This window comes from Caulobacter vibrioides OR37 (assembly GCF_000372645.1).
Lineage (GTDB): Bacteria > Pseudomonadota > Alphaproteobacteria > Caulobacterales > Caulobacteraceae > Caulobacter > Caulobacter vibrioides_E.
The window spans coordinates 1-24,754 of record NZ_APMP01000005.1 but is presented as its reverse complement, the minus strand read 5'-3'; the positions used below and the strand labels follow the sequence as shown (position 1 = coordinate 24,754).

The 24,754-nt window shown below is 68.1% G+C and carries 23 protein-coding genes and 1 pseudogene; 9 read left to right on the top strand and 15 right to left on the bottom strand.

The features are described from left to right. Positions 1-26: 26 nt before the first annotated feature. Positions 27-1,084, bottom strand: a pseudogene (locus tag OR37_RS06155) (XdhC family protein). Here OR37_RS06155 and OR37_RS06150 point away from each other — a divergent pair. Next, positions 1,077-1,955, top strand: a complete 879-nt coding sequence (locus tag OR37_RS06150) for a bifunctional regulator KidO (protein WP_004617102.1) — start codon at positions 1,077-1,079, stop codon at positions 1,953-1,955. The pseudogene OR37_RS06155 and the gene OR37_RS06150 overlap by 8 nt on opposite strands. Before the next feature lie 155 nt (positions 1,956-2,110). Next, on the top strand, positions 2,111-2,815 hold the full coding sequence (locus tag OR37_RS06145) for a glycosyltransferase family protein (protein WP_004617100.1): 705 nt from the start codon (positions 2,111-2,113) through the stop codon (positions 2,813-2,815). 199 nt (positions 2,816-3,014) lie between these two features. Here OR37_RS06145 and ald read toward each other — a convergent pair whose 3' ends face one another. Next, on the bottom strand, positions 3,015-4,127 hold the full coding sequence (gene ald / locus OR37_RS06140) for an alanine dehydrogenase (protein ID WP_004617098.1): 1,113 nt from the start codon (positions 4,125-4,127) through the stop codon (positions 3,015-3,017). Positions 4,128-4,247: 120 nt separating this feature from the next. On the opposite strand from ald, the gene OR37_RS06135 reads away from it, so the two are divergent. After that, positions 4,248-4,721, top strand: a complete 474-nt coding sequence (locus tag OR37_RS06135) for an Lrp/AsnC family transcriptional regulator (RefSeq protein WP_004617097.1) — start codon at positions 4,248-4,250, stop codon at positions 4,719-4,721. Between the two features lie 32 nt (positions 4,722-4,753). Here the strand turns inward: OR37_RS06135 and OR37_RS06130 are convergent, their stop codons facing one another. The 7 genes from OR37_RS06130 to OR37_RS06100 all read right to left on the bottom strand — a co-directional run bounded on the left by OR37_RS06130 (position 4,754) and on the right by OR37_RS06100 (position 12,905). Beyond that, on the bottom strand, positions 4,754-5,380 hold the full coding sequence (locus OR37_RS06130) for a hypothetical protein (protein ID WP_004617095.1): 627 nt from the start codon (positions 5,378-5,380) through the stop codon (positions 4,754-4,756). Positions 5,381-5,510: 130 nt separating this feature from the next. After that, positions 5,511-7,709 (bottom strand): 3-hydroxyacyl-CoA dehydrogenase NAD-binding domain-containing protein, encoded by a 2,199-nt coding sequence (locus tag OR37_RS06125; protein WP_004617094.1) that lies wholly within the window; start codon positions 7,707-7,709, stop codon positions 5,511-5,513. Positions 7,710-7,727: 18 nt separating this feature from the next. Then, the gene (locus OR37_RS06120) at positions 7,728-8,933 is read right to left on the bottom strand and encodes an acetyl-CoA C-acetyltransferase (protein ID WP_004617093.1); all 1,206 of its coding nucleotides are present in this window, start codon (positions 8,931-8,933) and stop codon (positions 7,728-7,730) included. Positions 8,934-8,998: 65 nt separating this feature from the next. Next, positions 8,999-9,379, bottom strand: a complete 381-nt coding sequence (locus tag OR37_RS06115; protein WP_004617092.1) for a hypothetical protein — start codon at positions 9,377-9,379, stop codon at positions 8,999-9,001. After that, a complete protein-coding gene (locus tag OR37_RS06110; RefSeq protein WP_004617090.1) occupies positions 9,376-10,539 on the bottom strand; it encodes an acyl-CoA dehydrogenase family protein in 1,164 nt (387 codons plus the stop codon). The genes OR37_RS06115 and OR37_RS06110 overlap by 4 nt, the downstream gene beginning before the upstream one ends. Positions 10,540-10,541: 2 nt before the next feature. Further along, complete coding sequence (locus tag OR37_RS06105) at positions 10,542-12,335, bottom strand: acyl-CoA dehydrogenase C-terminal domain-containing protein (RefSeq protein WP_004617087.1); 1,794 nt, start codon at positions 12,333-12,335, stop codon at positions 10,542-10,544. 90 nt (positions 12,336-12,425) lie between these two features. Further along, a complete protein-coding gene (locus tag OR37_RS06100) occupies positions 12,426-12,905 on the bottom strand; it encodes a MerR family transcriptional regulator (protein ID WP_004617085.1) in 480 nt (159 codons plus the stop codon). A gap of 195 nt (positions 12,906-13,100) precedes the next feature. On the opposite strand from OR37_RS06100, the gene OR37_RS06095 reads away from it, so the two are divergent. After that, on the top strand, positions 13,101-13,739 hold the full coding sequence (locus OR37_RS06095) for a S24 family peptidase (RefSeq protein WP_004617083.1): 639 nt from the start codon (positions 13,101-13,103) through the stop codon (positions 13,737-13,739). Positions 13,740-13,757: 18 nt separating this feature from the next. Here the strand turns inward: OR37_RS06095 and OR37_RS06090 are convergent, their stop codons facing one another. The 5 genes from OR37_RS06090 to OR37_RS06070 form a co-directional block, all read right to left on the bottom strand. After that, on the bottom strand, positions 13,758-13,967 hold the full coding sequence (locus OR37_RS06090; protein ID WP_004617082.1) for a hypothetical protein: 210 nt from the start codon (positions 13,965-13,967) through the stop codon (positions 13,758-13,760). 203 nt (positions 13,968-14,170) lie between these two features. Continuing rightward, positions 14,171-15,829, bottom strand: coding sequence for a lysine--tRNA ligase (locus OR37_RS06085; RefSeq protein WP_004617080.1), 1,659 nt, complete (start codon positions 15,827-15,829; stop codon positions 14,171-14,173). A 46-nt stretch (positions 15,830-15,875) separates the two neighbouring features. Further along, positions 15,876-17,513 carry a phosphoglucomutase (alpha-D-glucose-1,6-bisphosphate-dependent) gene (gene pgm, locus OR37_RS06080; RefSeq protein ID WP_004617079.1) on the bottom strand — a complete coding sequence of 546 codons (1,638 nt, stop codon included), beginning with the start codon at positions 17,511-17,513 and terminating at the stop codon, positions 15,876-15,878. 87 nt (positions 17,514-17,600) lie between these two features. Next, the gene (locus OR37_RS06075) at positions 17,601-18,545 is read right to left on the bottom strand and encodes a cation diffusion facilitator family transporter (protein ID WP_004617077.1); all 945 of its coding nucleotides are present in this window, start codon (positions 18,543-18,545) and stop codon (positions 17,601-17,603) included. Between the two features lie 78 nt (positions 18,546-18,623). Next, complete coding sequence (locus tag OR37_RS06070) at positions 18,624-19,502, bottom strand: isoaspartyl peptidase/L-asparaginase family protein (protein ID WP_004617075.1); 879 nt, start codon at positions 19,500-19,502, stop codon at positions 18,624-18,626. 70 nt (positions 19,503-19,572) lie between these two features. On the opposite strand from OR37_RS06070, the gene OR37_RS06065 reads away from it, so the two are divergent. The 5 genes from OR37_RS06065 (at position 19,573) to OR37_RS06045 (ending at position 23,767) form a co-directional block, all read left to right on the top strand. Beyond that, entirely contained in the window at positions 19,573-20,571 is a 999-nt protein-coding gene (locus OR37_RS06065) for an NADPH:quinone oxidoreductase family protein (RefSeq protein WP_004617073.1), read from the top strand. A 105-nt stretch (positions 20,572-20,676) separates the two neighbouring features. After that, positions 20,677-21,615, top strand: a complete 939-nt coding sequence (locus OR37_RS06060) for a WecB/TagA/CpsF family glycosyltransferase (RefSeq protein ID WP_004617071.1) — start codon at positions 20,677-20,679, stop codon at positions 21,613-21,615. Between the two features lie 70 nt (positions 21,616-21,685). Continuing rightward, positions 21,686-21,904, top strand: a complete 219-nt coding sequence (locus OR37_RS06055; protein ID WP_004617069.1) for a hypothetical protein — start codon at positions 21,686-21,688, stop codon at positions 21,902-21,904. Between the two features lie 76 nt (positions 21,905-21,980). Beyond that, positions 21,981-22,871 carry an SDR family NAD(P)-dependent oxidoreductase gene (locus tag OR37_RS06050; protein WP_004617067.1) on the top strand — a complete coding sequence of 297 codons (891 nt, stop codon included), beginning with the start codon at positions 21,981-21,983 and terminating at the stop codon, positions 22,869-22,871. Then, on the top strand, positions 22,868-23,767 hold the full coding sequence (locus OR37_RS06045) for a DMT family transporter (RefSeq protein WP_004617066.1): 900 nt from the start codon (positions 22,868-22,870) through the stop codon (positions 23,765-23,767). The genes OR37_RS06050 and OR37_RS06045 overlap by 4 nt, the downstream gene beginning before the upstream one ends. Here the strand turns inward: OR37_RS06045 and OR37_RS06040 are convergent. Then, positions 23,755-24,744: an NAD-dependent epimerase/dehydratase family protein gene (locus OR37_RS06040; protein WP_035017037.1), complete on the bottom strand. Its 990-nt coding sequence runs from the start codon at positions 24,742-24,744 to the stop codon at positions 23,755-23,757. The genes OR37_RS06045 and OR37_RS06040 overlap by 13 nt on opposite strands. Positions 24,745-24,754: the final 10 nt, after the last annotated feature.

The following is a 24,754-nucleotide window of genomic DNA, read 5'->3' as shown; positions in this document are numbered from 1 at the left end:
ACCCCCAGCCCCAAACATGCCGCCCGCTAGGGTTTTTCCGTGTGCCGGGCGGCCATGATCTCGCCGATGACCGAGACCGCCACCTCGAACGGCGCCTTGCCGCCCAGGTCCAGGCCGATCGGGGCGCGGAGCTTGGCCAGGTGGCGGTCCGTCAGCCCCGCCGCTTTCAGCCGCGCCAGCCGCTCGGGCAGCCGCCGTCGCGCGCCCAGCAATCCGACATAGGGCGCGGGCGAGGGCAGGGCCGTCATCAGGGCCACGTGGTCCAGCTCCAGGTCATGTCCGCAGACGGCGACGGCGGTCCAGGCGTCGAGCCCGATCGCCGCCAGCGCCGTCGCCGCGTCTTCGCGGCGATAGGCGACGCCAGGCAGCGGCGGCGGATCGACCGGTCCCTTGGGACGGACCAGCACCGTCTCGAAACCCGATTGCGCGCCAAGGCTGGCCACCGCCAGCGCCGTTGGATCGCCGCCCAGCACGATCAGCCGGGGCGCGGGATCGTAGGCGCGCTCGAACGCGCCGGGCCAGACGACTTGCGGCGTCTCGGCGCATAGCCGGCGCGCGCCATCCGTCACCCAGAAGGCGGGCGCCCGGCACGTGGCCAGGTCCAGCAGGACTCGGACGGCCGGGTCGTCCGGCGCGATCCGCTCCGCCAGGATCTCGATCCGCGCGCCGCACAGCAGACGAATATCGGGCCACGGACTGCCCTCGCCATAGACGAGGCGGCGGGGCTGGCCGTCGGCCAGACAGGCTCGCGCGTGGCGCTCGACATCGGCCTCGATGCAGCCGCCGGACAAGAAGCCGGAAACAATTCCGTCGCCGAAGACCATCTGGGTCCCGACCGGGCGAGGCCCGCCGTCGCCCAAGGCGACGATGGTGGCCAAGGCGGCGGGGCCGCGCGAAAGGGCCTCCGCCAAGGCGGGACGGGCGTCGTCGGCCATTCCATGCATCGGCCAGGCGCCGTCGGAGCGGTTTGAAGTCATCGGGGCGACATTAACGCCTCGGCAAGTTTCCAGAAACCGGATGTTCAAACCTTGGCGCGTAACGTCGCGATCTGTTGTTGTGTTCGCGCACGGATGGCGATGTCCATTTCGGTCTCAAAACTCGGTCTGGCCGCGGCCCAGTTCGGCCTCGACGGCGGAAGTTCGTCGGCGCCGCGCGGTCGCTCGCCCGAAGCCGAGGCGCGCGACATCCTGAACATCGCCGCCCGCGCGCGCCTGTCGGTGCTCGACGCCTCCGGCCTGTTCGCCCGCGCCGAGACGCTGGTGGGCGACCTGATTCCGCGTCCGACGCCGTTCCGCGTCTGCCTGGCCGCCGCCCGCGCCGATCGCGGCGCCGACTTCGTCGAGACCGAGGCCCGCGCGACCTTGCGCCGCCTGGGCGTCGAACGCGCCGACGCCATCATCGTCCACTCGCCGGCGGAGCTCTGCGGTCCCCATGGTCCGGCGCTATGGGACCGTCTACATCGGCTGAAGGACCAGGGCCTGTTCGCCAAGATCGGCGTCTCCGCCCATGCCACCGACGATCCCGTCGGCGTCGCCCGGCGCTTCAAGCCCGACATTCTTCAGGCCCCGGCCAGCCTGCTCGACCAGCGCCTGCTGGCCGACGGCTCGTTGCAACGCATCGCCGGCATGGGCGTCGAGGTGCACCTGCGCTCGATCTTCCTGAACGGTCTGCTCTTCCTGCCGCCCGATCGCGTCCCGGCCCAGTTGAAGGGCGCCTCGGGACGCCTGTCGCGGGTGCGCCGGATGATCGCCGAGGGCCGTTCGGACCCGCTGCAGGCCGCCCTGGGCTTCGCCCTGTCGCGACCCGAGGGCTCGGCCGTGATCGTCGGCGTCAACTCGGCCGCCGAACTGTCGGCCGTGGTCGCCGCCGCGTCCAGCCCGCCGCCGGACCTGGACTGGGACGAGATGGCGATCGACGATCCCGTCGCGCTGGACCCGCGACGTTGGGTCGCCTGACCAACCGCTAGAATCGAACGCGACAGTGTGCGTCGCCAGCGCGTCCGCGCGCCTGCCCCGCCGGCGGCGCAAGTCGATTCATCTCCTGTAAGCTTTTGATTCATTTGACTTTCAAGAAGTTCGCCTAGGCTGTTCCCAAACTAGGGAGACGCGTCATGATCCTCGCCGTCCTGCAGGCCCGCATGGGGTCGACCCGCTTGCCGGGCAAGTCGATGGCCACGCTGCGGGGCGAACCGATGATCGTGCGCCAGCTGGAGCGCCTGCGTGGCGCGCGAACCCTGTCCAAGATCATTGTCGCCACCAGCGCCGACCGGGCCGACGACGCCCTGGCCGGCTTTCTGGTCTCGCGCGGCCACACCGTCCATCGCGGCGCCGGCGCCGACATTCTGGCCCGCATCGCGCGCTGCGCCGAGGCGATCAGCGCGGTCAGCCACGTGGTGCGTTTGAAGGGTGATGCGCCCTTCATGGACCCCGGCGTGATCGACGACGCCGTCCGGATGGCCCTGGCCAGCGGCGCCGACTACACCTCCAACCGGGTCCAACGCAGCTTCCCGGCCGGTCTCGATGTCGAGGTGATCAAGGTCGGCGCCTTGCGCGAGGCCGCCGCCGAGGCCCGCGACCCGATGGCCCGCATCTCGCCGACAGCCGCGATCCGCGAGCGGCCCCAGCGCTGGAGCCAGGCTCACCTGATGGCGCCTCGGGACTGGTCGCGGCTCGACTGGCGGGTCAAGACCGCCGCCGACCTGGCCTTCGCCCGGTCGGTCTACGACGCCTTGCATCCGGTCGACCCGGATTTCCGCATGGGCGACGTCCTGGACTTGGTCGAGAGCCGCCAGGACATCGCCCGCTTCGCGGCCTGAATTTTCGTTCGATCCCTCCCAAAACCTTAAAGGGCGCCGCGCGAGACCCGCGCGGCGCCCTTCTTTTGTCTGGAGCCTTTAGCCTGAAATCGGAATCGATTTCAGGCGTCAAAAAGGCTCTAAATCAAATGTTTAGAGCGTGAGATAAGCTGAAACCGGTTCCCACTTTCAGCCTCACGCTCTAGCTGGCCCCGAAGTTCTACTTCCAGGCGCCGTAGGGGTCGATCGAGGTCTTGCCCAGGGCCTCGGCCACGGCCGGGTGGGTCAGTTCGCCGGCCAGGACGTTGAGGCCGCGCGCCAGGTGGACATTGGTCTTCAGCGCGTCCAGACCCTTGTCGGCCAGGGCCAGGCCGAACGGCAGGGTGGCGTTGCCGAGGGCTTCCGACGAGGTGCGCGGCGCGGCGCCGGGCATGTTGGCCACGCAGTAGTGGACGACGCCGTCGACCGTATAGGTCGGCTCGGCGTGGGTGGTCGGCTTGCTGGTCTCGAAGCAGCCGCCCTGGTCGATCGAGACGTCGACCAGCACCGAGCCGGGCTTCATCTGCTTCAGGTGCTCGCGGCGCACCAGCTTGGGGGCGGCGGCGCCGGCTGTCAGCACCGCGCCGATCACGACGTCGGCCTTGAGGATCTCTTCCTCGACGGCGGCGAAGGTCGAATAGCGGGTCAGGATGCGGCCTTGATAGAGGTCGTCCAGTTCGCGCATCCGGGGGATCGAGCGCTCCAGAACCACGACCTCGGCGCCGAGACCGGCGGCCATGCGGGCGGCGTTCGAGCCGACCACCCCGCCGCCCAGCACGGCGACGCGGGCCGGCGGCACGCCGGGCACGCCGCAGAGCAAGAGGCCCATGCCGCCATTGTGCTTCAGCAGCGTCTCGGCCGCCGAGAAGACGGCGATCCGGCCGGCCACTTCCGACATCGGGGCCAGCAGCGGCAGGCCGCCCTTGGCGTCGGTGACGGTCTCGTAGGCGATGGCGGCCGCGCCGCTTTTCAGCAGGCCTTCGGTCTGGGCCGGATCGGGCGCCAGGTGGAGGTAGGTGAACAGGATGTGGCGAGGTTCGAGCTTTTCCCACTCGACCTTCTGCGGTTCCTTGACCTTCACGATCATGTCCGCGCCGGCGAAGACCGCGGCGGCGTCGGGAGCGATGGTCGCGCCCGCCTTGACATAGACGTCGTCGGCATAGCCGGCGCCCAGGCCCGCGCCCGATTGGACGAGGACGGTGTGGCCGTGGCCGACATATTCACGAACGGCCGTGGGAGTCAGGCCGACCCGGTGCTCGCCCGGCTTGATCTCGGAAGGGACGCCAACGCGCATGATGCTTTCCTCCAAAAGCGCTTTGAACCCGGTTTACGCCTCCAACCTCGCAGGTTCCTTGGGTTTTTCGTGCGACACAAACCGTGTTATGCAGGAATCCCGCGAAAAAGGGCCGTTCTGGTGAAGAAAGCGTCCGTCGACCTCGACAGCTTCGATCGGAAGCTTCTCCGCCTGCTGCAGCGACGCGGTCGCGCCAGCTATGTTGAAATGGGCGAGGCGGTGAATCTTTCCGAGTCCGCGTGCTTGCGGCGGGTGCGGGCTCTGGAGGAGGCGGGGGTGATCGGCCGCTACGCGGCCGTGATCGACGAACGGGCCGTGGGCCTGCCGCTCAGCGTCTTCGTGACGGTCACCCTGTCCTCGCAGGCCGAGGCGGCGCTCAGTGCTTTCGAGAAGGCCATCGCCACGGTTCGCGAGGTGGCCGAGTGCTATCTGATGACCGGCGGGTCGGACTACCTGCTGCGGCTGGTGGTGCGGGACGTCGACGATCTGGAGCGCGTCCACGCCCAGGAACTGACCCGCATTCCGGGCGTCGTGCGGGTGTCGTCCAGCATCGCCATGCGCACGGTGGTCAAGCGCGCCGAGCTACCGCTTTGAGCCCGCGCTTTCGGACGGATACCTGACCCGTTCTAATCGTCCCAGCCCTTGCGCTTCTTCTTTTTGCCCAGGGCGAAGAGGCCTGGATAGGGCCCCTTTCCGACCCGATAGAGGCACCAGTCGTCATCCTTGGCGCAGTCGCCGTCGAAGGCGGCCTTCTTGTCGGGATCGACGGCCGCGTACATCGGCGCGGTCCGCGCACGCTGGCCGTCGGCTTCGGCGCAGGCGTTTTTCTGGTCGCGATTGAACCCGACGACCTTCTCGTGCCGGCATCCAAGGCCCCGACGCAGGCTTTCCCGGGCCTGAACGCTTTCCTCGGACAGCTTGCGGGCGGTGAAGCCGGGCGGAGCGACGACCCCGGTCGGCGCGGGGGGAGCGGCCGGACCGGACGGGACCGCCGGGATGGGCGACGGCGACGGGCGATCCGTCCGCCGAAGTGGTCCTTTCTGCTCGGGGCTGGGCCTGGAGGGCGCTTGGGCGATCTCGGGCCGGATCAGTTCGGCCTGGATGATCGGCGGCTCGATCATCTCGGGAGTCCAGCGGGCGTCCAGCACCAGCGCGGTCAGAACGCCGACATGGGCCAAGGCCGCCAGGGCCAGGATCGCCAGGTCCCGCCGCGTGGGCCGCCGCCTCGTCGTTCCGGCGATCGCCACGCTCATCGAACCTCCAGCGCCCCGCGCTCGCGTCAAAGGTCGGTACGCCGGCCGTGCGGCGCAAGCGGGGCCATGGCGGACAAGAAAAAGGCCCGGCGTCGCCGCCGGGCCTTTCCTGTCGGTTTCGCGGACCCGTTTAGGCGGCGGCCTTGGCCTTGCCTCCGAAGCGGCCGTAGAAGGTCTCGCCCTTTTCGGCCATCTCGCGCAGCAGGGCTGGCGGGGCGAACCGCTTGCCGTACTTCTGGGCGAGACCGTCGCAGGTTTCGACGAAGGCCTTGGCGCCGACGCTGTCGATCAGGCTGATCGGACCACCGGTCCAGGGCGCGAAGCCCCAGCCGAGGATCGCGCCGACATCGGCCTCGCGCGGGTCCGTGATGACGCCTTCCTCGAAGCAGCGGGCGGCTTCGACGGCCTGGCGGTACAGCAGCCGGGTGCGGATCTCCTGGATCAGCGCCTGATCGGCGTCGGCGATCTTCACCGGGGCGAGGTCCGATAGACCCTTCCACAGGGTCTTGGGGCCATTCTCCGGATAGTCGTAGAAGCCCTTGCCGTTCTTGCGGCCGAAGCGCTGCAGCTCGACCACCATCTTCTCGATGATCGGGGCGAACGGACGGTCCTCGAACTTGTCGCCAAGGTCCTTCTTGGTCTGCTGGGTGACCTTGTAGCCAAGGTCCAGGGCGACGTCGTCGTTCATCTCCAGCGGACCGCGCGGCATGCCCGTGGCGCGGCCGACATTGTCGATGATGGCCGGGGCGATGCCGTCGGCCAGCATTTCCAGGCCTTCCTGCACGAAGGTGCCGAAGCAGCGCGAGGTGTAGAAGCCACGAGAGTCGTTCACGACGATCGGGGTCTTCTTGATCTTCAGGACGTAGTCGATCGACTTGGCCAGGGCTTCCTGGCTGGTCTCTTCGCCCATGATGATCTCGACCAGGCCCATCTTGTCGACCGGCGAGAAGAAGTGGATGCCGATGAAGTTCTTGGGTCGCACCGAAGCCTTGGCCAGGCCGGTGATCGGCAGGGTCGAGGTGTTGGAGCCGAAGATGGCGGTCTCGGCCAGCTGGGCCTCGGCCTTCTTGGTCACTTCGGCCTTGATCTCGCGGTTCTCGAACACCGCCTCGATGACGAGGTCGCTGCCCTTGACGTGATCATAGTCGGTGGTCGGGGTGATCAGGGCCAGGACCGCGTCGGCCTTGTCCTGGGTCATCTTCCCGCGCGAGACCGCCTTCTTCAGCAGGGACTCGGCATAGGCCTTGCCCTTTTCGGCGGCTTCCTGCGATTGGTCGATCAGCACGGTCTCGATGCCGGCCATGGCTTGGACATAGGCGATGCCCGCGCCCATCATGCCGGCGCCCAGCACCGCGACCTTCTTGGCTTCCGACGGCGGGACGTTGGCTGGCCGGCCCGAACCCTTGCCCAGCTCCTGCAAGCTGAGGAACAGCGTGCGGATCATGCCCTTGGCCTGGGGCGTCATCATCGTCTTGATGAAGTAGCGGGTCTCGATGCGGATGGCCGCGTCGAACGGCACCTGCGTGCCCTCATAGACCGCCTTCAGGATGTTCAACTGGGCCGGATAGTTGCCATAGGTCTGCTTGCGCAGCATGGCGTTGCCCATCACGAAGACCTGGCTGCCGGTCGGGGTGTAGGGGCCGCCGCCGGGCAGCTTGAAGTCCTTCTTGTCCCACGGCGCGACGGGATCGCCCTTGGTCTTGACCCAGGTCTTGGCGGCTTCCACGACCTGGTCGGCCGGGACGACCTCGTGCACGACCTTGTTGGCCAGGGCCTCGGCCGGCTTCATCGACTTGCCTTCCAGCAGGTACGGCGCGGCCGCCATCACGCCCATCAGGCGCGGCAGGCGCTGGGTGCCGCCGGCGCCGGGCAGCAGGCCGACCTTGGCTTCCGGCAGGGCCAGCTGGATCTTCGGATTGTCGGCGACCACGCGATAGTGGCAGGCCAGGCAGATCTCGAGACCGCCGCCCATGGCCAGGCCATTGATGGCGGCCGCGACCGGCTTGCCGCAGGTTTCCAGCGCGCGGAAGGCCTTGTTCAGCGCGAAGCCGGCGTCGAACGCCGCCTTCAGAGCCGCTTCGCCGCCCGCCGAACCGCCGGCCAGACCGCCGCCGCCCAGCTCGCCCAGGTCCGCGCCGGCGCAGAAGCCGGTCGTCTTGCCCGAGGTGATGACCGCGCCCTTGATGGCCGCGTCCGACTTGATGGTCTCGACCACCTCGCCGATTTCCTTGATGACCGAAGCGGTCAGGGTGTTCATCGAGCGGCCGGGCACGTCGAAGGTGACGAGGGCCACGCCGTCGGAATCGACCTCGATCTTGAAGTTTTCCATGGTGTTAGCTCCTCGGCCTTAGACGCGTTCGATGACGGTGGCGGTGCCCATGCCGGCGCCGACGCACAGGGTGATCAGGGCGGTTTCCTTGTCCGAGCGCTCCAGCTCGTCGAGGACCGTGCCCAGGATCATCGCGCCGGTGGCGCCCAGCGGATGGCCCATGGCGATGGCGCCCCCGTTCACGTTCATCTTGTCGTGCGGGATATCCAGCGCCTGCATCATGCGCAGCACGACCGAGGCGAAGGCTTCGTTCAGTTCGTAGAGGTCGATGTCCTTGACCTCCATGCCCAGCTTCTTGAGCAGCTTTTCGGTGACCAGGGCCGGGCCGGTCAGCATGATCGAGGGCTCCGAGCCGATCGAGGCCGCGCCCTTGATGCGCGCGCGCGCCTTCAGGCCCAGCGCCTCGCCCATCTCCTTGGAGCCGATCAGCACGCCGGCGGCCCCGTCGACGATGCCCGAGCTGTTGCCGGCGTGGTGGACGTGGTTGACCTTCTCGACCTGCGGGTAGCGCTGCTGCACGACCGCGTCGAAGGCCATTTCGCCCATGCCGGTGAACGACGGGTTCAGGGCGGCCAGGGTCTGCATGGTCGTCGAGCCGCGCACGGTCTCGTCGTGGTCCAGCAGGGTCAGGCCCAACTGGTCCTTCACCGGGATGACCGACTTCTTGAAGCGGCCGTCGGCCCACGAGGCGGCGGCGCGCTTCTGGCTCTCGACGGCGTAGGCGTCGACGTCATCGCGGCTGAAGCCATACAGGGTGGCGATCAGGTCGGCCGACACGCCCTGCGGGGCGAAATAGGTCTTGAAGGCCGAGGACGGATCGGTCGGCCAGGCGCCGCCGTCGCTGCCCATCGGCACGCGGCTCATGCTCTCGACGCCGCCGCCGATCGCCAGCTGGGCTTCGCCCGAAGCGACCTTGGCCGCGGCCATGTTCACGGCTTCCAGGCCCGAGGCGCAGAAGCGGTTGATCTGCACGCCGGCGACGCTCTCGGCGTAGTCGGCGGTCAGCACGGCGGTGCGGGCCACGTCGCTGCCCTGCTCGCCCACCGGCGAGACGCAGCCCAGAACCACGTCGTCGACCTTGCTGGTGTCGAGGCCATTGCGGTCGCGAAGGGCTTCCAGAACCTGGGTTGCCAGGGACAGGGCGGTGGTCTCGTGCAGAGACCCGTCCTTCTTGCCCTTGCCGCGCGGGGTGCGCACGGCGTCGAAGATGTAAGCGTCAGCCATGGAATGGCTCCTTCCTGCGAAGCGGTGTTCGTGACGTGGGCGCGCGCCGTGAGAACGGCGCGACGCTAGGGTTTCCAGTTTCCGATCGGATACTTGCCGATGGGCTCGCACTTCAGGCCGCTGGCGGCGGCCTTGGCGCGGTAATAGAGGCGCGACCCGAACTCGGGCGGCGGCAGCTCGCAGGCGGTGAAGCCCGAGGTCGTCACCTCCAGCTTCCACTCGGCGATCTTCGAGCGCAGCAAGGTGTTGCAGACGTCCTTGCCCGGCGGGGTCAGCGGCAGCTTGAAGGCGCCTGGCTGCGGGCGCTTGCCGACCAGCTCGCCGGAGAAGTTGAGCGGTCGCGGACCGGGCGCGGCGCGCACGCAGACCACGGCGGCGCGGGCGTCGGCCTGGGCCGGCGCCGCCGCCGGACCCGCCAGCAAGCCGATGAGGGGCAGTACGATCACAGCGTCCTCGCGATCAGCAGTTTCATGATCTCGTTGGTGCCGCCGTAGATGCGCTGGATGCGGCTGTCCTTGTACATGCGCGCGATCGGATACTCGTTCATGAAGCCGTAGCCGCCGAACAGCTGCAGGCAGCGGTCGACGATCTTGTTCTCCAGGTCGCTGACCCAGTACTTGGCCATCGAGGCGGTGGCCGCGTCCAGCTTGCCCTCCAGATGCTGGCCGATGCAGTGGTTGACGAAGACGCGGGCCACGGTCGCCTCGGTCTTGCATTCGGCCAGGACGAACTGGGTGTTCTGGAAGTCGATGACCGCCTTGCCGAACGCCTTGCGGTCCTTGACGTAGGCGATGGTCAGCTCCAGCGCCCGCTCGATCGTCGCCATGCCCTGGACGGCGATGTTCAGCCGCTCCTGCGGCAGCTGGCCCATCAGCTGGAAGAAGCCCTGTCCCTCGTCGACGCCCAGCAGGTTCTCGGTCGGAACCTTGACGTCGTTGAAGAACAGCTCCGAGGTGTCCTGGGCTTCCTGACCCAGCTTGTCGAGGTTGCGGCCGCGCTCGAAGCCTTCCGCTCCGTCCGTCTCCACGAAGATCAGCGAGGTGCCGCGCGCGCCGGCGGTCGGGTCGGTCTTGACCACCACGCAGATCAGGTTGGCGGTCTGGCCGTTGGTGATGAAGGTCTTGGAGCCGTTGATGACGTACTGATTGCCGACCTTCTTGGCGGTGGTCTTGATCCCCTGGAGGTCGGAGCCGGCGCCCGGCTCCGTCATGGCGATGGCGCCGACCAGCTCGCCGGTCGCCATGCGCGGCAGCCAGCGCTGCTTCTGTTCCTCGGTGCCGTAGTGGAAGATGTACGGCATGACGATGGCGTTGTGCAGGCTGGCGCCGAAGCCGTCGACGCCCTTCAGGCCCAGCTGCTCCATCAGCACGACCTCGTGCCGGTAGTCGCCGCCGGCGCCGCCATATTGCTCGGGCGTGGAGAGGCCCAGCAGTCCGGCCTCCCCCGCCTTGGTCCACATGTCGCGATCGACGCAGTGGTTCTTGCGCCATTTCGCGACCGTCGCCTCGGGCGCGTGCTCATCGAAGAACTTGCCCACCGCGTCCTCGAAGATCGCGATGTCTTCCTCGGCCATGAAGGCGGGTTTTTCGACGTTGAGCACGCTCATGATTAGAAAGCCTCCGCTGGCAGCGCCATCAGGGTCGCTGAACCGGTCTTCAGCTTGGACAGATGCGACGCTGCGTCAGGCAAGATGCGTTCGATGAAATAGCGACCGGTCGTCAGCTTGGTCGTGTAGAAGGGATCGGACGAGCCGGCGGCGATCTTGGCGTTGGCGGCCTTGGCCATCAGAGCCCACATGTACGCCAGGCCGGTAAGGCCGAAGAGGTGCATGTAGTCGGTCGACGCCGCGCCGGCGTTGTCGGGGTTCTGCAGGCCGTTCTGCATCAGCCACATCGTGCCGTCCTGCAGCTGGGCCTTCACGCCGGACAACGCCTCGATGAACGGCTTCAGGGCCGCGTCGCTGTCGTTCTCGCCGATGAACTGGTCGATTTCCTGGAAGAAGGTCATGACCGCGCGGCCGCCCTTGGCCGCCAGCTTGCGGCCGACAAGGTCCAGGGCCTGCACGCCGTTGGTGCCTTCGTAGATCAGGGCGATGCGGCAGTCGCGCATGAACTGGCTGACCGGGAAGTGCTCGGTGAAGCCGCTGCCGCCGTGCACCTGCACCGCGTTCGAGCAGACCTGGAAGCCCTTGTCGGTCAGATAACCCTTAAGAACCGGCGTCATCAGGCCCATGTAGTCGCTGGCCTTCTCGCGGACCTTCTCGTCCGGATGCAGGTGCGAGAGGTCGCCGTGCAGGGCGGTCCAGAACAGGAAGGCTCGGCCGCCCTCGATCAGGGCCTTGCTTTCCAGCAGCATCCGGCGGACGTCCGGGTGGACGATGATCGGGTCGGCCGGACCGTCGGCGTTCTTGGGGCCCGTGAGCGAGCGGCCTTGCAGGCGGTCCTTGGCGAAGGCGACGGCGGCTTGGTAGGCGGCCTCCCCCTGGGCGACGCCCTGCATCCCGACGCCGAGGCGAGCCTCGTTCATCATGACGAACATGATCTTCAGGCCGGCGTTCTCCTCGCCGATCAGATAGCCGACGGCGTCGTCATACTGCATGACGCAGGTGGCGTTGCCGTGGATGCCCATCTTTTCTTCCAGGCCGACGCACTTGACGCCCTGGTTGCGCTCGCCGACCGAGCCGTCTTCCTTGGGGAAGAACTTCGGCACGATGAACAGCGAGATCCCCTTCACGCCGGCCGGGGCGCCCTCGATGCGGGCCAGCACCAGGTGGACGATGTTGTCCGACATGTCGTGCTCGCCGGCCGAGATCCAGATCTTCTGGCCGGTGATCTTGTAGCTGCCGTCGGCCTGCGGAACCGCCTTCGTGCGCAGCAAGCCCAGGTCCGTGCCGCAGTGCGGCTCGGTCAGGTTCATGGTGCCGGTCCATTCGCCGGTGACCATCTTGGGCAGGTAGGTCTGCTTCTGCTCGTCGGTGCCGCCGAAGTGGATGGCCGAATAGGCGCCGTGGGCCAGGCCCGGATACATCGAGAAGGCCATGTTGGCCGAGCTCGACATCTCGCTGAACGCCAGGTTCACCACATAGGGCAGGCCCTGGCCGCCATAGGCGGGGTCGGAGCCAAGGCCCGTCCAGCCGCCTTCGCACAGCTGCTTGTAGGCGTCCTTGAAGCCCGGAGGGGTGGTGACGGTGTTGGTCGCCGGATCCAGCTCGCAGCCGTTCTTGTCGCCCACGACGTTCAGCGGCGCCAGGACCTCGCCGGTGAATTGAGCCGCCGCGTCCAGGATCTGCTCGACCACGTCGAACGGGGCGTCGGAGAAGCCGGGCAGGTCGCCATGCTGATCGATATTGAGCACGTCGCGCAGGATGAAGGCGTGATCGCGAACGGGCGGCTGGTAGGTCATGAAACGGTCCTGGCTAGGATCGGGAGGAGGAAAGGTTAGGCGACGCCGGCCTGGGCGCTGTCTTGTTCGAAGCCGGCGTCGCGATGTGTCTTACTTGCCGAGCATCGCTTCGCTGTGACCATCCAGGCGGGCGCGCAGCACCTGCTCGTAGTCGGCCGCGCGGGGCAGCAGGTCGGGACGGATTTCCGCGAGACGCTTTTCGAGGCGGTTGCAGGCCTCGCGCAGCTCGACCAGCGCGTTGTCGATGTCGTCACGCTGTTGTTCCAGCGCGTTGGCGCGCTCGCGGAACTTCTTCAGCGAGCGGGCCATCTGGGCCGCGCCCTCGTCGTTCTCGTCATAGAGGTCCAGCAGTTCGCGGATCTCGGTCAGCGACAGACCCACGCGCTTGCCGCGCAGGATCAGTTGCAGGCGCACGCGGTCCTTGTGGGAATAGACCCGGTTCAGGCCCTCGCGGGCCGGGTTCAGCAGACCCTTGTCTTCATAGAAGCGCAGCGCGCGCGGGGTCGCCTTGAATTCGTTGCAGAGCTGGCGGATCGTGAAGGTCCGCTCGGGGCGTCGCAGGTCGGCCATGGGTTAAAACCTCCCGAAAAGAGGGCCTGGCTACCGCGGCCGGGCCGCTTAGTTATCGACGATCACCGTAAACCCGATCTCGGGTGATCGTCAACGCTTACGTAAACGTCAACTTGTGGGTCGGTGATAGGTTTACTTTCCTAGGCCGCGCGGCCTATTTTCCGGGTGAAGGCCGACTGCAGGAGGAGGACGCCGATGGCGACCCTGTCTCACGGCGAAATCTGGCGCGCGATCGACGCCCTGGCCGCGCGCTTCGACATGACGCCTTCGGCGATGGCTCGGATGGCGGGCCTGGATCCCACCAGCTTCAACCGTTCCAAGCGTGGTTCACCCGAGGGCGGCGGCCACGCGCGCTGGCCGTCGACCGAAAGCCTGGCCAAGCTGCTGGAAGCGACGGGCGTGAATTTCTCGGAATTCGCGGCGCTTACCGAACACGCGCCGCCCGCCGGTCGTCCCAAGGGCGCGCCGCTGATCGGCCTGTCCGAGGCCGGGCGCGAGGGTCTGTTCGACGCGGCCGGCAGGCCGGTTGGCTCGGGCTGGGACGAGATCCCCGCGCCGGATTTGGGGCAGGGGCTGTTCGCGCTGGAGGTGACGGGGGACAGCCTGGCGCCCGTCTATCGTAACGGCGACCGCCTGCTGGTCTCGCCGACCGTCGAGCCGCGTCGGGGCGACCGGGTGGCGGCGCGGACCCACGCGGGCGAGGTCCTGGTGCGCGAGCTGGGCCGGGTCACGGCCCGCGCGATCGAGCTCGTGGGTCTTGGACGAAGCGGCGACCGCCTGCTGTCGCGGGACGAGGTCGCCTGGATCGCGCGGATCGTCTGGGTCAGCCAGTAAGGCCGACGCCGAAGAGGCTCAGGTGCGCGGGCAGCCGGCGTGGGTGTCCAGCAGCCAGGCGATCAGCGGACCGGCCGCCGGGTCGGCGCACGAGATGTCCACGCGGTAGGACGCCCAGGTGTCGTTGTGGGCGGCCTCGACCTGGGCCTCGGGGAATTGTTGGACGATGCCGCCGAGCAGCGAGTCGAACTCCTGACGGTCGGTGGGGCGGAGGGTGAACGAAGCCATGGGACTTAACCTTGGTGACTCTTCCGATGTCTGATCGTCAAAGCCTAGACTCCGAAGGGCGCATAAACCCTTAATCGCGTTTTCAGGTTCCGTTCATTTTCAAGGACATGATGTCGCGGGGCGGATGGATTCGCCGTGTGCGCGTCTTCGCTCGACCGCGTATGGCGGCGCCCCCTCCGCGGCGGCAGAGGGGAGTTACGCGGCTAGTCCAACTTTTCCTCGATCAGCGCCACCGTCCGATCGATCCCGAAGATCGCGGCGAAGGAGCCGAAGCGCGGGCCCTGGCTCTGGCCCAGCAGCACTTCGTACAGCGCCTGGAACCAGGCGCGCAGCGGGTCGAAGCCGTGGGTCTTGCCGACCTCGAACACCTCGTTCTGGATCAGCTCGGCGTCCTGGGTTCCGGCCGGCATGGCTTTCAGCTTGGCCAGCAGGTCCAGCATCGCCGCGCGTTCCTGGTCGGTCGGGGCGCGGAAGGTCTTCGAGGGCTTCACGAAGTCCTCGTAATAGTTGATCGCGTAGCCGGCCAGGCGATCCAGCAGCGGCTGGCTTTCCGGCGTCGCGCCCGGGATGTAGCGCGACAGGAAGCCCCAGAGGATTTCCTTGGTCGAGGCGTCGGCGGCCGAAACGAGGTTCAGCATCAGGCTGAACGACACCGGCGAGCCCTGCTCGGGCGGCTTGCCCGAGTGGATGTGCCAGACCGGGTTGTCGAGCTGCTTGGCCGGCTCCTGGCGACCGAACGCGTCCAGCTGCTGCAGGTACTCGTCGGTCGCCTTGGGAATGACGTCGAAATAGAGCTTCTTGGCCGACTTGGGGCTCTGGAACATGTAGTACGAGAGGCTTTCCGGCGCGCCGTAGCGCAGCCAGTCCTCCATGGAGAGACCGTTGCCCTTGGACTTGGAGATCTTCTGGTTGTTCTCGTCCAGGAAGAGCTCGTAGTTGAAGCCCTCCGGCGGAGTTCCGCCCAGCGCCTTGCAGATGGCGCCGGAGGCCTTGACCGAGTCGATCAGGTCCTTGCCCGACATCTCGTAGTCGACGCCCAAGGCGGTCCAGCGCATGGCCCAGTCGGGCTTCCACTGCATCTTCACGTGGCCGCCGGTGACCGGGACCTCGACCTTGGAACCGTCCTCGTCCTCGAAGACGATCGTGCCCTTGTCGACATTGCGCTCCAGGGTCGGGACCTGCAGCACCTTGCCGGTGGTCGGGCTGATCGGCAGGAACGGCGAATAGGTGGCGCGGCGCTCCTCGCCCAGGGTCGGCAGCATGACCTTCTGGATGGCGTCGAAGCGCTCGAGCGCGATCAGCAGGGTCGCGTCGAACAGGCCGCCCTTGTAGCAGTCGGTCGAGCTGACGAACTCGTACTCGAAGCCGAAGCCGTCCAGGAACGCGCGCAGGCGGGCGTTGTTGTGGGCGCCGAAGCTGTCGTGGGTGCCGAACGGGTCGCGGACCACGGTCAGCGGCTTGCCCAGATCCTCGATCAGCGGCTGCTTGTTCTCGATGTTGTCGGGAACCTTGCGCAGGCCGTCCATGTCGTCGCTGAAGGCGATCAGGCGGGTGGGCATATGATCGTCGGTGAGCGCGCGGAAGGCCTGGCGCACCATGGTCGTGCGCGCCACCTCGCCAAAGGTGCCCAGGTGAGGCAGGCCCGACGGCCCGTAGCCTGTCTCGAAGATCACGGCCTTGGAGAGGGCCGGATAGGCTTTCACCGCCTCATCGGTCTTGCCGGCGTCGATCAGGGCCTTGGCGGCGTCCTGGTCGGCGCGGTCGGGGAGGCGCACGCGCAGGACGCGGGCGATGGTGGCGCGCGCCTGCTCGAACGGCCAGGAGCGAGCGTCGCGGGCGAGGGGGGAGAGGCCTTCAAACATGGCGCGGCGTATAAACGCTGCGACGCCAAAGGGCTAGGGCGGACCCTCAGCCCTTCAACGCGCCCGCCACCACTTCGCGCGCCTCGGCCTGCACCTGCTTGAGGTGATCGGGGCCCAGGAACGACTCCGCATAGACCTTGTAGACGTCCTCGGTGCCCGATGGCCGGGCCGCGAACCAGGCGTTCTTCGTGCACACCTTCAGGCCGCCGATCGCCTCGCCGTTGCCGGGGGCGTTGGTGAGGATGTCGGTGATCGGCTCGCCGGCCAGGGTCTTGGCGGAGACGTCGCTGGGGCTGAGCTTGGCGAGGCGCGCCTTGTCCTCGCGGCTGGCCACGGCGTCGACGCGGGCATAGGCCGGCGCGCCATACTTTTCCGTCAGACCGTTATAGAGCTGGCTGGCGCTCTGGCCCGTCACCGCCTGGATCTCGGCCGCCAGCAGGGCCAGCTGGATGCCGTCCTTGTCGGTGGTCCACGCCCCGCCGTCGTGGCGCAGGAAGGCCGCGCCGGCCGACTCCTCGCCGCCTAAGCCGACCGAACCGTCCAGCAGGCCGGGCACGAAGTACTTGAAGCCCACCGGCACCTCCAGAAGGCGACGGCCGAGGCCCGCCACCACCCGGTCGATCATCGAGGACGACACCAGGGTCTTGCCGACCGCCGTGTCCGCGCTCCAGCCGGGACGGTGGCTGAACAGGTACGAGATGGCGGCGGCCAGATAGTGGTTGGGGTTCATCAGCCCGCCATCGGGCGTGACGATCCCGTGGCGGTCGGCGTCGGCGTCGTTGCCGGTCGCCACGTCATAGGCCGCGCCGCCCTTCATGATCCCGATCAGGTTGGCCATGGCCGAGGCCGACGAACAGTCCATGCGGATCTTGCCGTCGGCATCCAGCGGCATGAACGCCCAGCGGGCGTCGACCGCGTCGTTGACCACCGTCAGGTTCAGCCCATGACGCTCGGCGATCGCGCCCCAATAGGCGACGGCCGCGCCGCCCAGCGGATCGGCCCCGATCCGCACCCCGGCGGCGCGGATGGCCTCGACGTCGATCACCGCCGGCAGGTCTTCGACATAACGGCCCAGGAAGTCGTAACGGCCGGCGGCCTTGATCGCTCGCTCGAACGGCAGGCGCTTCACGCCGGCGAGCCCCTCGGCCAGCAAGGCGTTGGCGCGGGCGGCGATGGCCGAGGTGGCGTCCGAGCCCGCCGGACCGCCGGACGGCGGATTGTACTTGATGCCGCCGTCGCGCGGCGGGTTGTGCGAGGGGGTAAGCAGCAGGCCGTCGGCCTGCGCTCCGCCTTGGCGGTTATGGGTCAGGATGGCGTGCGACACCGCCGGGGTCGGGGTGAAGCCGTCGCGGCTGTCGACCAGGATCTCGATGGCGTTGGCGGCCAGCACCTCGATCACCGTGCGCCAGGCCGGCTCGGACAGGGCGTGGGTGTCGCGGCCGATGAACAGCGGACCGGCGACCCCCTCGGCGGCGCGGTAGTCGGCGACGGCCTGGGCGATGGCCAGGATGTGGCGCTCGTTGAAGCCGCCATCCAGGCTGGAGCCGCGATGACCCGAGGTGCCGAAGGTCACCTTCTGGGCCGGATTGGCGACGTCGGGCGCGATGTCGAAATAGGCGCGGACCAGGGCGTCAAGGTCGATCAGGTCTTCGGGAAGAGCGCGAAGGCCGGCGCGGTCATGCATCGGGACACCCTTTTGGATAGCGACGGGTTGATCCCGTAAGCGGGGTAGAAGACGATTTCACTAAAATATCGCGCACGCGAGCAGGGGTCATGGCGGCGCGGCTCGGGCATAGGCGGCGCGCGCCCGGCCCGAACGGACGAAGACCCGGGTGATGCGAGGATCGACGCCTCGGATCAGGGCGGCGAAGTCGTCGGCGGCGTCCTCGATCTCGCCGGCCGTCAATTGGTCCTGGAAGTCCAGCGTCACGCCCAGCAGAATCTCGCGCGGCCCCAGATGCATGCTCAGCACCTCGGCCACGTTCTCGACGCGGGCGTCGCGGGCCAAAGCTTCGCGCACGGCCTCGACGATGCGCGGGGCGGCCGCCTCGCCGGTCAGCAGGCTGCGGGTTTCGTTGGCCAGGAAGGCGGCGATGAGGACCAGCAGCACGCCGATCGCCACCGAGGCCGCGCCGTCCGCCCAGGCCAGGCCCGCGACCGAGCCCGCGACCCCCAGCGCCGCCAGGCACAGGCCCAGCAGCGCCGCCCCGTCCTCCAGCAGCACCGCGAAGATCGACGGGTCCTTGCTGCCCTTGAGGGCGCGGAAGAACGGAACCTCGCCGCGCAGCGTCTTGAACTCGCGCCAGGCCACGACGAACGACCCGCCCTCGAACAGGGCCGAGAGACCGATGACCGCGAAATTGATCCAGGCTCGGTCGATCGGTTCGGGCCGCAGGATCTTGTGGACGCCCTGATAGACCGAGACCGCTCCGCCCAGGGCGAAGATCATCAAAGCCACGACGAAGGACCAGAAATAGAGCTCCATGCCGTAGCCGAACGGATGGCTCTGGCTGGGCGGTCGATTGGCGCGGGCCAAGCCCAGCAGCAATAGGCCTTGATTGCCGGTGTCGACGCTGGAGTGGATCGCCTCGGTCAGCATGGCCGATGAGCCGGTCAGCAGGGCGGCCGCGAACTTGGTCACGGCGATGGCCAGGTTCCCGGCCAGGGCCGCGAACACCACCTTGTGCGAACCGCTGGTCTTGGGGGCAGACGCCATGGGGCGGCAAACGCGGGGGCGACCGGCCGTGTTCCCGCGCTTCGCCGCGCTATCGGCTTGAGGGTCTTGGCGGCGGCGTCAGAAGGCCGCGCTGACGATGGTTCCGTCCTTCAGCAGCGCCGCGCGCTTGAGGCCGCTCGAGGCGAAGGGCATGGCGACATTTCCGTCTCGATCGACCGAGACCAGACCGCCATGGCCGCCCAGGTCCGCCACGCTGGCGATCGCCTGGCGCGCGGCCTCTTCCAGGTCTTGGCCCCCGAAGCGGACGCGATGGGCGACCTGGGCCGCGACGGCGGCGCGGATGAAATATTCGCCTTGGCCTGTGCAGGACACTGCGGCGTGGCCGTCAGCCCAGGCGCCGGCGCCGATCACCGGGGAGTCGCCGACTCGGCCGGGCCGCTTGCCGAACACGCCGGCCGTCGAGGTGGCTGCGGCCAGACGCCCGTCCGTGTCGCGGACCACGCAGCCGACCGTGCCGACAGGCAGGGCGTCCGGTGGGTGATTGTCCTCGAACGCTCCCGCGCGGGTGAACCATGCCTCGGGGTCTTCCACGGGCTCCAGGCCCTGCTCGGCGGCGAAGTCGATCGCGCCCTGGCCGGCCAGCATCACGTGCGGCGTGGCCTCCATCACCGCGCGGGCGGCCAGGATCGGGCTTTTGAAGCCTCGCAGGGCGGCCACCGAGCCAGCCTTCAGCGTGGCGCCGTCCATCAGGCTGGCGTCCAGTTCGTATTCGCCGTCGGCGTTGGGCGAGGCGCCCTTGCCGGCGATATAGAGGCCGCTGGCCTCGAGGGCGACCACGGTCTCGACCGCGACGTCGAGCGCGCTGACCCCGGCGGCCAGACGATCACGGGCGGCCTCGACCAAGCTACGCATATGCGCGATCTCGACCGCATAGTCGTGGCCAGGCTTCGCGCCCGCGCCGCCGTGCAGGGCGAGGCTAAAACGTTTGTTTGACATTCTGCTTCCTTGGCCCGGCGTCCCGCGCTAGCGTCCGGACCTCTTAATCAAGAAATCCGGGAGAGGCGATATGAAGGCGGTGCTCAGCAAGGAAGTCGGCGGCCCCGAGACCCTGGTGCTCGAGGAACTGCCCGATCCCGTCGCCGGGCCCGGCCAGGTGCTGATCGACGTCAAGGCCTGCGGCGTCAACTATCCCGACGTCCTGATCATCGAGGACAAGTACCAGTTCAAGCCGACGCGCCCGTTCGCGCCCGGCGGCGAGGTGTCGGGCGTGATCTCGGCGGTGGGCGAGGGCGTCAGCCGCTTCAAGGTCGGTGATCGCGTGCTGGCCTCGACCGGCTGGGGCGGCTTCGCCGAGAAGCTGGCGCTGGAAGAGCAGCGCTGCACGCCCATTCCCGACGACATGCCCTTCGACGAGGCCGCCGCCTTCGTCCTGACCTACGGCACCTCTTACTACGCCTTGAAGGATCGCGGTCACATCAAGGCGGGCGAAACCCTGCTGGTCCTGGGCGCCGCCGGGGGCGTGGGCCTCGCCGCGGTCGAACTGGGCAAGGCCATGGGCGCGCGCGTTATCGCCGCGGCCTCCAGCCAGGAAAAGGTCGACCTGGCCGTCAAGCACGGCGCGGAAAGCGGGGTGGTCTATCCGCGCGGACCGTTCGACAAGGATGGCCAGAAGGCGCTGGCCAACCTGATCAAGGACGCCTGCGGACCGAACGGTTGGGACGTCGCCTATGACGCGGTCGGCGGCGACTATTCCGAGGCGACGATCCGCGCCGCCGGCTGGAACGGTCGCTTCCTGGTCATCGGTTTCCCGTCGGGCATTCCGAAAATCCCGCTGAATCTGACGCTGTTGAAGTCGTGCGACATCGTCGGCGTCTTCTGGGGCGCGGCGGTGGCGCGCGATCCCAAGGGCCACGCCCAGAACCTCAAGGAACTGATGGCGCTCTACGCCGAGGGCAAGATCCGGCCCTATGTCTCCGAGCGCTTCCCCCTGGCCCGCGCCGGCGACGCGATCGCGCACCTCTCCAGCCGCAAGGCCATGGGCAAGGTGGTGATCACGGTTGAATGAAAAGGTTAGCGGGGATCGTGGTTAAATCTCGCTAAGTATGCTTTTTAGCGAAAGAAATAGGACATGGCCGCATGGTGCGCTCCGTAATTGGGAGACTCCGCGGCGATGTTCGTCCAACGGGAGCAAAACGGCGCGAGGGACGCGGCCACGGCCGCGCCTCCAGTCGCGCCCCGGCGCCCTTACCGCCTGACCCGGCGTCCGGACGAGCGCGTGCGCGTGCTGGGCGGCGCCATGGACTTGGTGCGTCCCGAAGAGGTGTTTCACTTCGTGACGGGAAAGCTGGAGGCGGGGCAGAGCGCCCTCGTCGCCAACCACAATCTCCACAGTCTTTATCTGATCGGCCGCGATCACCAAATCGGCGAATTTTACAAGATCGCCGACCTGATCGAGGTCGACAGCGTGCCGCTGATCTTCTGGGCGCGTCTGGTGGGCCGGGCCAGCCGGCGCTTCCACCGCTGCACCTATCTGGACTGGCGCGACGATTTCTGGCGACTGGCGAGCGAGAAGAACTGGAAGGTCTTCTTCCTAGGCGGCGCGCCGGGCGTGGCCGAAAAGGGCGCCGAGCGGATCCGCCAGGATTGGCCCGACGCCAGGATCGCCACCCATCACGGCTATTTCGACGTCACGCCGGGCTCGCCCGAGAACGAGGCGGTGCTGGCCGCGATCCGGGCGTTTTCGCCCGACATCGTGCTGGTCGGCATGGGAATGCCGCGCCAGGAAATCTGGACGCTGCAAAACCATAAGGCCTACGGACCGGCGGCGACCTTCACGGTCGGCGGCGCCTTCGACTACGAGGCCGGCGTGCAGAAGCCCGCGCCGCGCTGGATGGGGCCGATGGGCATGGAATGGCTGTTCCGCCTGATGGCCGATCCCCAGCGCCTGTTCTCGCGCTACTGCGTGGAGCCCTGGTCGCTGATCGGTCCGGCCATGCGCGACGTGGGCCGCGCCGTCACCCTTCGCCTGATCGAGGGCGACGTGAAGACCGCCGAGGCGGCGCGCTGGGAGAAGATGCGCGCTCGCAATGAAACGCCGCGTGAAGCATGATGATCGCCGTGGGAGCCGGAAACGGCGCGGTCGTCACGCTTGTCGGCAGCAAGGAAAGGCTTGGGGGATAATGAGCCTGGATATTCGCGTCATGACGCTGGAGGCCAACGAGCGATCCGGCTTCGCGCATCGGGCCGTGGCGGGCGTGGGCCTCGCCGGACTGGGTCTGGCCTGGGTCGCGCTGCTGGCGCCTTGCCTGTTGTGGCTGGCCGTCAGTCATCTGGGGCGAACGATCGAGCCGCTGGTGCGCCGCGCGCCTGATCGCCGCTTGCGCGCGGAAAACCCCTAGCCAACCGCCCCTGCCTCCGCTCATATGATCATTGATCACCGACCCGGGAGAGGTCGGGCGAGCGGAGGAATTCAGCATGGTCGGACGTCTGGACGGCAAGGTCGCCGTCGTTACCGGTGGCTGCTCGGGTATCGGCCTGGGCGCGGTCGAACTGTTCGTGGCCGAGGGCGCCAGCGTCATCGCCGCCGACCTGCAGGCTGAAAAGGGCGAGATGTTGGAGCGGCGCTTTCCCGACCGGGTGCGCTTCTCGCGCTGCGACGTCACCGTCGAGGACGAGCTGGCCAAGACCATGGCCCTGGCCGAGAGCGCGTTCGGCGGTCTCGATATCCTGTTCAACAACGCCGGCCACGGCGGTACGCCCGCCGGCGTTCAGGAACTGACCGTCGACGGTTGGGACAAGACCTTCGCCCTCCTGGTGCGCGGTCCGGCTATCGGCATGAAGCACGCGACGCCCCTGATGCTGAAGCGCGGCGGGGGTTCGATCATCAACACCGCCTCGATCGCCGGCCTGCAGGCGGGCTTCGGACCCCTGGCCTATTCGGCGGCCAAGTCGGCGGTGATCCATATGAGCCGCTGCGCGGCGGCCGAGCTGTCGCCGCTGAAGATCCGGGTCAACGCCATCTGCCCGGGCCTGATCGCCACGTCGATCTTCGGCGCCTCGATGGGGCTGCCCCGCGAGGTCGCCGACCAGATGGCCGCCCAGATCGCCTCGATCGGCCCCAAGATCCAGCCGATGCCCAAGTCGGGCCTGCCCGAGGACATCGCCGCCGCGGCGCTCTACCTGGCCAGCGACGACTCGCGCTTCGTCACCGGGACCCACATCGTCGTCGACGGAGGCATCACCGTCGGTCCGCGCAGCGCCTGGGACAAGGACACCCCGTCGCCGATCCTCGCCGCGATGGGCATCTCGCCCGAGCAGGCGGAGGCGATGCGCGCCCAGCTGCTCGCCGCCGGCGCGGCCGGGTGACCCTGACGCCGAACCTGCGCGGCGCGCTATGGATGCTGGCCTCCGCCCTCGGCTTCACGGCGATGACCACCTTGATCAAGTATCTGGGGCCGGGCTATCCGGCCGCGCTGCAGACCTTCTATCGCCAGCTGGCCGGCGTCGTCGTGCTCCTGCCTCTGATCGCCCGCGACTGGCGGGCGGCGTTCCGCACGACGCGACCGGGCATCCTGATCTTTCGCTCCAGCGCCGGCGTGCTGGCGCTGATCATGGGGTTCTACGCCTATCAGAAGCTGCCCCTGGCCGACGCCAACGCCCTGTCGTTCACCCGGACACTGTGGCTGGTCCCGCTGGCCGGGCTGGTTCTGCGCGAGCCGATCGGGCCCTTGCGGATCGGCGCGGCGGTGGTCGGCTTTGTCGGCGTCTTGATCATGCTGCGACCGGGCGCGGGCGGCGCGTCGCACTGGCTGGGCTGGCCGCAGGCCTGCGCCCTGGCTTCGGCGTTCCTGTTCGCCCTGACCATCACCGGCATGAAGGTGATGACCCGCGACCACAGCCCATTCGTGCTGCTGGTCTACGCGGCGGTGCTGGGCGTGGTCTTCGCGATCCCGCCGGCGCTGTTCGTCTGGAAGTGGCCAAGCTTGCGCGACCTGGCGCTACTGTCGGCCATGGGCGTCATCGGCACCTTCACCCAAGGCGCCTATATCAAGGGCATGGAGGCGGGCGAGGCTGCGGTCATGGCGCCGATCGACTATACGCGGCTGGTCTTCGCCGTGGCGGCGGGTTTCCTGTTGTTCCACGAGGTTCCGCGCGCGGCGGTGATCGTCGGAGCGGCGATCGTGATCGCCTCGACGCTGTTCATCTCGTGGCGGGAGCACCAGTTGGCCCGGCGCGCGGCGATGGCGCCTCAGCCGGCATAGGCCCGGCGCCAGGCCACGAAGCGCTGCAGACCGTCGGCCAGCTTGACCTTGGGCTTGTAGCCGCACAGGGCCCGCAGCTTGTCGATATTGGCGAAGGTGGCGGGCACGTCGCCCGGCTGCATCGGCAGGAAGATCTTGGTCGCCTCGACGCCTAGCGCCGCCTCCAGGGTCGAGATCATCTCCATCAGCCCGACCGGATCGTTGTCGCCGATGTTGTAGAGCTCGTGGCCCCCCGCCGCCGGGGGGTGGTCCAGCACGCCGAGCACGCCGTCGACGATGTCGTCGATATAGGTGAAGTCGCGGGCCATCCTGCCCTCGCCATAGACCTCGATCGGCTGGCCCTTCAGCATCTTCTCGGTGAAACCGTAATAGGCCATGTCGGGCCGGCCCCAGGGGCCATAGACCGTGAAGAACCGCAGGCCCGATTGCGGGAACCCGTAGAGCTTGGCGTAGCTCTGGCTCAGAAGCTCGCAGGACCGCTTGGTGGCCGCGTACAGCGAGACCGGATGGTCGGCCGGATCGGTTTCGCGAAAGCCGTCGCCGTTAAGTGGTCGCTCGCCATAGACGCTGGACGACGAGGCGTAGACGAGGTGCTCCACGCCGGCATGGCGGCAGGCTTCCAGCACCGACAGATGCCCGGCGAGGTTCGAGCGCTCATAGGCGAACGGGTTGTCGATCGAATAGCGAACGCCAGCCTGGGCGGCCAGGTGGATCACCCGTCGGGCCCCGGACGTCTTCACCAGATCGGCGAAGGCCGCGTGGTCGGCGATGTCCATGCGGACCGTCTTGTAGCCCCGCCGGGATTCAAGCCGCGCGGCTCGGGCCTCCTTCAGGGCTGGGTCATAATAGGCGTTGAACACGTCGACCCCGATCACGGTCTCGCCGCGCTCGAGAAGGCGCTCGGCCACGTGACAGCCCACGAAGCCGGCGGCGCCTGTCACGATCACGGGCGGGACGATGACCGGGGTCTGGTCCATCCCGTTAGTT

Bases quoted from the DNA above. Each gene is read 5' to 3' on its own strand.
- OR37_RS06050 (WP_004617067.1), top strand. From the start codon at position 21,981: ATGGTCGGACGTCTGGACGGCAAGGTCGCCGTCGTTACCGGTGGCTGC.
- OR37_RS06055 (WP_004617069.1), top strand. From the start codon at position 21,686: ATGAGCCTGGATATTCGCGTCATGACGCTGGAGGCCAACGAGCGATCC.
- OR37_RS06065 (WP_004617073.1), top strand. From the start codon at position 19,573: ATGAAGGCGGTGCTCAGCAAGGAAGTCGGCGGCCCCGAGACCCTGGTG.
- OR37_RS06060 (WP_004617071.1), top strand. From the start codon at position 20,677: ATGTTCGTCCAACGGGAGCAAAACGGCGCGAGGGACGCGGCCACGGCC.
- OR37_RS06070 (WP_004617075.1), bottom strand. From the start codon at position 19,502: ATGTCAAACAAACGTTTTAGCCTCGCCCTGCACGGCGGCGCGGGCGCG.
- OR37_RS06125 (WP_004617094.1), bottom strand. From the start codon at position 7,709: ATGGAAAACTTCAAGATCGAGGTCGATTCCGACGGCGTGGCCCTCGTC.
- OR37_RS06100 (WP_004617085.1), bottom strand. From the start codon at position 12,905: ATGGCCGACCTGCGACGCCCCGAGCGGACCTTCACGATCCGCCAGCTC.
- OR37_RS06120 (WP_004617093.1), bottom strand. From the start codon at position 8,933: ATGGCTGACGCTTACATCTTCGACGCCGTGCGCACCCCGCGCGGCAAG.
- OR37_RS06095 (WP_004617083.1), top strand. From the start codon at position 13,101: ATGGCGACCCTGTCTCACGGCGAAATCTGGCGCGCGATCGACGCCCTG.
- OR37_RS06130 (WP_004617095.1), bottom strand. From the start codon at position 5,380: ATGAGCGTGGCGATCGCCGGAACGACGAGGCGGCGGCCCACGCGGCGG.
- OR37_RS06150 (WP_004617102.1), top strand. From the start codon at position 1,077: ATGTCCATTTCGGTCTCAAAACTCGGTCTGGCCGCGGCCCAGTTCGGC.
- OR37_RS06085 (WP_004617080.1), bottom strand. From the start codon at position 15,829: ATGTTTGAAGGCCTCTCCCCCCTCGCCCGCGACGCTCGCTCCTGGCCG.
- ald (WP_004617098.1), bottom strand. From the start codon at position 4,127: ATGCGCGTTGGCGTCCCTTCCGAGATCAAGCCGGGCGAGCACCGGGTC.
- OR37_RS06110 (WP_004617090.1), bottom strand. From the start codon at position 10,539: ATGAGCGTGCTCAACGTCGAAAAACCCGCCTTCATGGCCGAGGAAGAC.
- OR37_RS06105 (WP_004617087.1), bottom strand. From the start codon at position 12,335: ATGACCTACCAGCCGCCCGTTCGCGATCACGCCTTCATCCTGCGCGAC.
- OR37_RS06040 (WP_035017037.1), bottom strand. From the start codon at position 24,744: ATGGACCAGACCCCGGTCATCGTCCCGCCCGTGATCGTGACAGGCGCC.
- OR37_RS06145 (WP_004617100.1), top strand. From the start codon at position 2,111: ATGATCCTCGCCGTCCTGCAGGCCCGCATGGGGTCGACCCGCTTGCCG.
- pgm (WP_004617079.1), bottom strand. From the start codon at position 17,513: ATGCATGACCGCGCCGGCCTTCGCGCTCTTCCCGAAGACCTGATCGAC.
- OR37_RS06090 (WP_004617082.1), bottom strand. From the start codon at position 13,967: ATGGCTTCGTTCACCCTCCGCCCCACCGACCGTCAGGAGTTCGACTCG.
- OR37_RS06075 (WP_004617077.1), bottom strand. From the start codon at position 18,545: ATGGCGTCTGCCCCCAAGACCAGCGGTTCGCACAAGGTGGTGTTCGCG.